Source organism: Mesorhizobium sp. M2C.T.Ca.TU.002.02.1.1, assembly GCF_003997225.1.
Window position 1 is genome coordinate 1 of sequence record NZ_RZTO01000228.1, and the last position, 7,963, is coordinate 7,963.

The 7,963-nt window shown below is 64.8% G+C and carries 8 protein-coding genes; 3 read left to right on the top strand and 5 right to left on the bottom strand.

Features of this window, described 5'->3' with window-relative positions:
- Nucleotides 1-337: ATP-binding cassette domain-containing protein (locus EOD07_RS14385; RefSeq protein WP_127235942.1), on the top strand; the 337-nt coding region annotated here is incomplete at its 5' end.
- A 49-nt stretch (nt 338-386) separates the two neighbouring features.
- On the opposite strand, the gene EOD07_RS14390 is transcribed toward EOD07_RS14385, so the two are convergent.
- From EOD07_RS14390 to EOD07_RS14400, 3 genes are read right to left on the bottom strand one after another with little or no spacing between them, the layout of a single operon-like run.
- Nucleotides 387-1,400, bottom strand: a complete 1,014-nt coding sequence (locus EOD07_RS14390; RefSeq protein WP_127235943.1) for an ABC transporter permease — start codon at nt 1,398-1,400, stop codon at nt 387-389.
- Complete coding sequence (locus tag EOD07_RS14395; protein ID WP_127235944.1) at nt 1,397-2,947, bottom strand: sugar ABC transporter ATP-binding protein; 1,551 nt, start codon at nt 2,945-2,947, stop codon at nt 1,397-1,399. The genes EOD07_RS14390 and EOD07_RS14395 overlap by 4 nt, the downstream gene beginning before the upstream one ends.
- A 40-nt stretch (nt 2,948-2,987) precedes the next feature.
- Nucleotides 2,988-3,926 (bottom strand): sugar ABC transporter substrate-binding protein, encoded by a 939-nt coding sequence (locus EOD07_RS14400; protein ID WP_164772246.1) that lies wholly within the window; start codon nt 3,924-3,926, stop codon nt 2,988-2,990.
- A gap of 414 nt (nt 3,927-4,340) precedes the next feature.
- Between EOD07_RS14400 and EOD07_RS14405 the strand changes: the two genes are divergently transcribed.
- Nucleotides 4,341-5,123, top strand: coding sequence for an SDR family NAD(P)-dependent oxidoreductase (locus tag EOD07_RS14405; RefSeq protein ID WP_164772247.1), 783 nt, complete (start codon nt 4,341-4,343; stop codon nt 5,121-5,123).
- Between the two features lie 169 nt (nt 5,124-5,292).
- On the opposite strand, the gene EOD07_RS14410 is transcribed toward EOD07_RS14405, so the two are convergent.
- A complete protein-coding gene (locus tag EOD07_RS14410; RefSeq protein ID WP_127235947.1) occupies nt 5,293-6,171 on the bottom strand; it encodes an N-acyl homoserine lactonase family protein in 879 nt (292 codons plus the stop codon).
- Between the two features lie 37 nt (nt 6,172-6,208).
- On the bottom strand, nt 6,209-6,772 hold the full coding sequence (locus EOD07_RS14415) for a hypothetical protein (RefSeq protein ID WP_127235948.1): 564 nt from the start codon (nt 6,770-6,772) through the stop codon (nt 6,209-6,211).
- Nucleotides 6,773-6,931: 159 nt separating this feature from the next.
- Here EOD07_RS14415 and EOD07_RS14420 point away from each other — a divergent pair.
- The coding region (locus tag EOD07_RS14420; RefSeq protein WP_164772248.1) for a LacI family DNA-binding transcriptional regulator at nt 6,932-7,963 on the top strand (1,032 nt) is incomplete at its 3' end.

Below are 7,963 nucleotides of genomic sequence, written 5' to 3' on the forward strand. Positions count from 1 at the left end.
CCTCAAGGCTTACCGGCAGCGGCTGTCGTCGTTCCTCAGCGGCGGCGAGCAGCAGATGGTCGCGATCGGCCGCATGCTGATGAGCGATCCCGAGATCATGCTGCTCGACGAACCCTCGGTGGCGCTTTCACCAGTTGCCGTCGACATCGTAGTGAAGGCTATGCTGGAGCTGCGCAAGCGCGGCGCCTCGCTGCTTCTGGTCGAACAGCGCACCGACGTCGCAACCCGCGTCTGCGACCGGCTCTACGTCATGACGCATGGCGAGATCGTCGACGAGATGAAGCCGGAGACGATCCGCTCCGGTGGCATGTCGATCCTCAACAAATATCTCGGCTAGCGGCCCGCCGTTGAAGCGCTGACCTGTGATTTCTTGCGCCTGTCGCTTCTCAGGCCGAGGCGGCGTAGCGCCGGGCAAGCGCCGACATGCCGACGGCGAGAACCAGGATCCCGCCCTTGAAGATCGGCTGGAAATGGGTGGGCGCGCCGAAGATGCTGAGCCCGTTGAAGCCGACCGCCAGGATCAGCACACCGACCAGCGTTCCGGTGATGTGGAACTCGCCTTCGCGCAAGGTGGCGGAACCGAGAAACACCGCGGCGAAGGCGTCGAGCAGGTAGCCGTCGGCGGCGGCCAGCGTGCCGCTGCCGAGCAGCGACGACAGCAGCGTGCCGGTGAGCGCGGCGCAGAAGCCGGCGGTGGCGAAGGCGAAGATCTTGATGCGGTCGACGCGGATGCCCGACAGCCTCGCCGCCTCCATGTTGGAGCCCACGGCCTGCATCTTCTGGCCGATGTCGGTCTTGTTGAGCACCGTCCAGAGCGCCAAGAGCACCACGACCATGATGATCACCGGATTGGGCAGACCGAAGGCGATCCGGCCGAGCGAAATGTCGGTGAAGGCGCGCGGGATGCCGGTGGCGATGGGGAAGGCGCTGTAGGTGAAGCCGATGCCCGTCAGCATCGTGCCGATGCCGAGCGTCGAGATCACCGCATTGATCCTGACCTTGGTCACGAGCAGGCCGTTGAGGATGCCGATGCCGGCGCCGAGAGCGAGCGCGCACAGGATGCTCAGCCAGATCGGAAAGCCTTCATACGCCATCAGGCCGGTGACGATGAGGCCGACGAAGCTCGCGACATAGCCGATGCTGAGATCGAACTCGCCGACGACCAGCGTATAGGTCAAACCACTTGCAATGATCGCGGTGAGCGAGGCCTGGCTCAGGATGTTGAGGAAGTTCGCGCGCGACAGGAAGACGCCGGGGGCGTTGATGGAGAAGAACAGCACCATCAAGAGCAAGCCGATGATCGTCCCGTAGCGCGAGAGACCGATCAGCGCGGTCCGCTTCCACGAGGATTTGCGGGGCTGCGGCGCTTCCTTTGCCGCGGGCACAGTCTCGGCCGTCATGCGGCTTCTCCTTGATCGTCGTGCGCGTCGTGATAGCTGAGCTCGATGATGCGCGCTTCGGTGATGTCGGCGCCGGTGAGTTCGCCAGTAACGCGGCCCTCGCGCATCACCAGGACGCGGTCCGCCAGCAATGTGAGCTCCTCGACGTCGGAGGAGATCACCAGGATGCCGACGCCGGAGCGGGCAAGCGCACGGATGGCGTCGTGGATCTCCTCGCGCGCGCCGACGTCGACCCCGCGCGACGGCTCGTCGAGGATGAGCAGCTTGGTGCCGGCATTCAGCCAGCGCGCGATCAACGCCTTCTGCTGGTTGCCGCCGGACAGGCCGGCGATCTTCGCCGTGACGCCCGGCGTCTTGATGCCGAGATGGGCAACGAGGCTCTCCGCCTGCCGCCGGCTCTTGGCGTCGGACAGGAACGGAAGACCGGGCACGCTGCGCAAGAGCTTCAGCGTCGAGATGTTGATGTTGAAGGCGACCGACCGCTGCAGCATCACCCCTTGCGAGCGGCGCTCCTCCGGCACCAGCGCGATGCCCGCCTTCACCGCCTCGGACGGGTTGGCGACGTCGAGCCGCTTGCCGTCCAGTTCGAGATGGCCGGCCTCGGGGCGAGCGAGCCCGGCAACGAGGTGAGCGAATTCGGTACGGCCGGCGCCGACCAGTCCGCCCAGCGCCAGAACCTCGCCCTTGTAGAGATCGAGGCTGACATCCTTCACCGCCTGCTTCCAGGCAATAGAGCGCGCGGAAAAGACGGGTTGCCGGCCGCGGTCGGCGGCGAGGCGGTCGCGCGCGTCCGGCGTGCGGATGGCATGGCCGATGATGGCGCGGACCAGTCCCTTCTTGTCCAGCGCGCCGCGCTCGGCCTGGCTGACGATGCGGCCATCGCGGAGCACGGTGATCCTGTCGCAAAGCTGCAGCACCTCCTCCAGCCGGTGCGACACGTAGAGGATGGCGACGCCCTGGGCGGCAAGGTCGCGGATGATGGCGAAGAGCTGCTCGCTTTCCGGCTCGGAGAGCGAGGCCGTCGGCTCGTCCATGGCGATCATGCTGGCGTCGCGGGTGAGCGCCTTGCCGATCATGACCAGCCAACGCTGGGCGACGGACAGCTCGGAGACCTTCGTGTCGAGCGGAAACCGGATGCCGACGCGCTCGGCCGCGGCGCGCGCGGCGACGCCCGAGCGCTTCCAGTCGATCATGCCGAACCGCGTCACCTTCGGCGCGCCGAGCAGCATGTTCTGCAGCGCGCTGAAATGCGGGATCAGGTTGAGTTCCTGATGGATGAAGGCGAGCCCGGCGCGCTCTGAAGCCTGCGGCGAGCCCATCTGCAGCTCGCTGCCCGCGATGGTCACGCTGCCCTGGTCCGGAGTGGTGACGCCGGCCAGACAACGGATCAGCGTCGACTTGCCGGCGCCGTTGGCGCCGACAAGACCGTGCACCCGGCCGCGCTCGATGTCGAGATCGGCGCGGTCGAGCGCGAGTTCACCGGCAAAAGATTTGGTCAGGCCGCGGATGCGCATCCATGCGTCGGCGGCCGAAGCGGTCGCCGACACCTAGCCGCTCCGTTTCGAGGAGCGGCCCGAGCGGCAGGTATCACATGCCATTGGGATGTTCGGCCATGAACTTGTCGACATTGTCCTTAGTCACCACCACGCCGGGGATCTCGATGGTCTTCGGCTGCCAGGACTCGCCGGCCTTCATGGAGTCGAGAATGGCCTGGAACACCTCCTTGCCCTCCTGATAAGCGGGCTGCCAGACGGTGGCCGTCATGTCGCCTTCCTTGACCAGTTGCAGGGCCTGGGCGCTGCCGTTGATCGAGACGGTGGTCACGTCGGTGCGGCCGGCCTGGCGCAGCGCCGCCACGGCGCCCTGCATCGGCTCGTCCCAGCACGACCAGATGGCGAGCGGCGTGTCTCCGCCGGCCGGATGGGCGGTCAGCCAGGCCGCGGCCGTGGCGTTGCCGAACTGGACCTGCCCAGGCGCGACCACTTCGCTGTAATCCACCTTGACGCCCGCCTTGCCCTTGACGCCTTCATCGAAGGCCACGCCGCGGTCGATGCAGAGCTTGCCCGGATGGAAGGTCATGGCAAGCACGTTTGCCTTCTCGCCGGCCTTCTCCAGGAGGTACTTCACCGAATCGTCGCCGACCTGCCGGCCGCTGGTCGTCGCCACGATGCCGGGGACGATCTCTCCGCCCCAGGTGCCGACGGGGATATGCGCGTCGCGCGCGGCCGCAAGGCCGGAGCCGATCGAGCTGCTGGCGAAGGCCAGCACGAAGATGGCGTCGACATGCTGGGCCGCAAAGTTGTTCATCGCCGCGTTGGCCTGATCGGCGCTGGCCTGGGTGTCGGTGACCTTGACGTCCCAGCCGGCCGCCTTGGCGGCGTCCGTCGCCCCGCCGATGACCGCGATGTTGAGCGCATCGTTAGCCAGCAGCGCGACGATGCCGAGCGTCTTGTGGTCCTGCGCCTGCACGGCGGTTGAAACGATCATCGTTCCGGCGGTCAGTAAGGCGAGCAAAAGCCGTTTCATCTGGGAAATCCTCCTCTCCCGTTGGTGCCGGCCCATGGCGGGCCGACCGTTCCCTCTCCTCGGACTCCGATCGGGGGCGCCGGGACACCGGCTTTGCCGTCTCCGTCGGGCGCCCCTGTCGGCCGCTTGCATGCATGCCTCCGTTGCGACTCCAGAGAGCCAACATGAGACGGAGACGTCTGCCGCTTAATCTTGGTACCGGTACCATATGACAGTTTTAGCAGACCGGCAATAGCCAGCGTCGCCCGCCGCACGAAATTCGCCTTTGTGAGGTCACATGTGATTTGAAACGAGCAAGATCGCGTTGCTAAGCTGATTTTTCTTGTTATCGGTATCAAGCTAGAGCTATGGCTGAGGCAATCGAAATTGAGAGCGCCGCAAGCGCGTAACAGCTCGAACGAGATGGGAGCAGACATGAAAGTGACCTATGACTTTTCCGGCAAGAACGTCATCCTGATCGGCGGGACGACCGGCATCGGGCGGGCAACGGCGCTGGCCTTCGCCAAGGCCGGAGCCAATCTTTACGTTTCCGGCATCGGCGCGGACTCCGGAGAAAGCCTCAAGGACGAGGTCAAGCCACTTGGTGTCGAGATCGAGTTCGAAGAAGTCGACGTTCGCGACAGCAAGGCGATGGCGGCTCTGCACAAGCATGCCTTCGAGCGCTTCGGACGCATCGACATCGCCTTCAACAATGCGGGCGTCCCAGGCAAGACCGCGCCCGTGCACGAGCTCGATGACGAGGATTACGACCTGCTGATGGACGTCAATCTGCGCGGCATCTTCCACGGCCTCAGGCACCAGATCCCGCACATGACCGCCAATGGGGGCGGCGCGATCGTCAACACCTCGTCGCTGTTCGGCGTCATGGGCTTTGCCACGACCGCGGTCTACTGCGCCAGCAAATGGGGCGTGATCGGCCTCACCAACTCGGTGGCGCTGGAAGTCGCGCGCAAGAACATCCGCGTCAACGCCATCGCGCCCGGCTCGGTGATGACGCCGCTGCTGCGCGGGATGTTCGGCAGCGAGCAGAGCGCCAAGGACACGGTGCTGCCGATGATCCCGATGGGCCGGATCAGCGACCCGTCCGAAATCGCGCAACTGGTGCTTTTCCTGTCGTCGGACGCGGCATCCTTCATCACCGGGCAGGCCGTGGTCATCGACGGCGGCGGCTTCGTCGCGGGCGCCGACAAGCTCTGACGCCTCAAGGCAGGGAATAGTGAGCTTCACCGTTTCACGGAAACGGTGAAGCTCACTATCTCTCTGTTTTTTATGCAATTCCGCACGGAAGGTTACGGCGAAGACGCCGAACTTAACCGCTCACACTTTTCCTGGAATTGCTCTAGCCCCTGCCTTGCCCTTCGCTGATTCAGGCGACGCAGCTCTTCTCGCCCTTGGCGAGGGCAATCTCCACCACCTGGAGCCCCCTGTCCGTCAGCCGCGACGGGAATGTGGTGCGCAGACGGTCTTCATGCACCGGGATCACCCTGCGCACCTCGCCGCCGACCGATTTCAGCATTTCGGCGCTGGAGAAGATCAGATTGTGCTGGCTGCCGACGGCAAGGCCGATGGGCACGATCTGCGGCGCGGCCGGATCGAGCCCGGTAAGATTATCGTAGGTGTAGATAAGGTCGCCGGCGAAGATCCAGCGATCCTCGCCGCCGCTGGTGCCGTCGTTGCGGATAGTCACATACATGCTGCCATAGGTGTGGGTGTCGGCGGCGAGATGGACGTCGATTCCCGGCAGCACGTTTTCCTGGTCCCCATCGATGCAGATCATGCGGCCTTCCTTCGCCGCTTCGACCGCGCGCACGATGTCGGCCGGATCGCCGCCGCCCACCAGGAAACGGTATTCCGGCCCGAGCGTAAGGGCCCAGACCCATTTGTCCAGCTCGCTCTTCTGGACGTAGAATTTGGCGTTGGGAAACAGATGCATGGCGCCCATATGGTCGAAATGGGCATGGGTGATGAAGACGCTGGTCACGTCCTCCGGCTTCACGCCGCATTCGGCGAGAACCGCCCGCGGGCCGTGGTAGTTCGAGACGCCATAGGCGGTCGCCAGTTGCTCGCCATAGGCGACATGGTCGTAGCCGGTATCGATCAGGATGGTTTCGCCGCCTCCCTTCAGAAGCGCATAGGCATAGGGGAGCTTGCGCGTGCCCTGGTGCTGCGGCCCGTACATCATGACGCTGAAGGGGAATTTCTCCACCGCCGCGTATTCGAGCACCCAGATCGAGTAGTGTGCCATTCAATCCTCCCTTGATAGACCAGAGCGGTTCGCCGTTTCACGGAAACGGCGAACCGCTCCATCTCCTTGTTGACGCAATTCCGGACGGAAAACCGCTCACACTCTTCCTGGAATTGCTCTCGATGCCTTGCCCAGGCAGGCGCGGCGCGTGGGCGGCGCAGCAGGCCTGGCCGAAATCGATAAGCTCGAAGCCCGGCAGCAGGCGGGCCGTCGCCCGCAGATGATCGCTTGTCGCCCGCAAGGCGCGCGTCAGCGTGTCGAACCGCTTGTCCGACCTGTCCTGCGCCCCGCGGCAGGTCGTCGCCGCGGCACAGGCTTCCATGAGCGTCTCGGCGGCGCAGCGCATATGATGATAGTGGTGCGCGGCAGGCTCCGGCGCCTGCAAGGCGCGAACGGCCTCGGCCGCGTGCACGACAGACTGCCTCGCCCCTGCAAGAGCGCCCTCGGCCAGCGTCGCCTGGCGGCGCGACGTCAACAGGAGCAGCGCATAGCCCGAGAGCTGGGTCAGGGTCTGGCTGATCAATTGCTGCGCGTCACGCGCGGAATCGGCATAGCGCAGCAGCGACTGCTCCGTCACGCCGACGCAGGAATACACGCCCATCGCAAATCCTCCACGCCGGCATCGCGGCGTCCTCCTCCCTTGGGCATTACCTGATTTTGATATCGGTAACAACAGAATTGCTCCAATCGGCGCCAACGGCTTGTTTGTTCGACAAGGTAATGGTTTGATGCACGCCGGCCGGACCGAGCGATAACAAACATGCCCAGGCGATCATCCGAGGACTCGAGCAAGCGCAATGGCAGCGCCAGGATGCGCGACGTCGCGGTTCGCGCCGGCGTCTCCACCATGACCGTGTCGCGGGTCCTGAACGAGCCCGGCAAAGTATCCGAGGAGATGCGCGAGCGGGTCCTGAAGGCCGTTCGCGAGATCGGCTACCTGCCGAACCACCTTGCCGGAAGCCTATCCTCGAACCGCTCGACGACCATCGGGCTCATTGTGCCCAGCATCGACAATTCGATCTACACGCAGACGATCAAGGGCCTTTCGGAGGTGCTGAAGCGTTCCGGCTTCCAGCTGATGATCGCGGAATCGGGCTATGATCCCAATGAGGAAGAGGAGCTCATCACCGTCTTCCTCAGCCATCGGGTCGGCGGGCTCGTCCTGCACAGCACGGAGCATACGCCCCAGGCCATCGAGAAGATCCGCAAGTCGGGCATCCCGGTCGTCGAGAACGGAAACATCCCCAAAGAACCGCTCGATATGGTCGTAAGCTATTCAAATCGCGATGCTTCTTACGCGATGACCATGCATCTCGGCAGGCTCGGCTACCGCAAGATCGCCTTCGCCAGTCTCTATTCCGTGCACAATGACCGCTCTCAGGACCGCCTGAAAGGATATCTGGCGGCGCTCAAGCAATTGGGACACGAACCCGACCCGCGCATGGTGCTTGAGACGGGACGCGGGCTTGCCGCCGGCGCCGAAGTCGTCGCGCGCGTGATGCAGAGCGTGCCGGAGGTCGACGCGCTTTTCTGCGCCGGCGAAGTTCTGGCCGCCGGCGCGCTGTTCGAATGCCAGCGGCGCAACTGGTCGGTGCCCGGCCGCATCGCGCTCGCCAGTTTCGACGACGTCGACCTGTTGCGGCATGTCAGCCCTTCCATCACCACCTTGCGGCTGCCGCGCTACGACATCGGCGAGCGGACGGCGCGCATCCTCTTGAGCCGCATCATCGACGGCGCCGATCACCTGCGCGGCAGCGTCGTCGACCTCAAGTTCGAGGGCATCCAGCGCGAG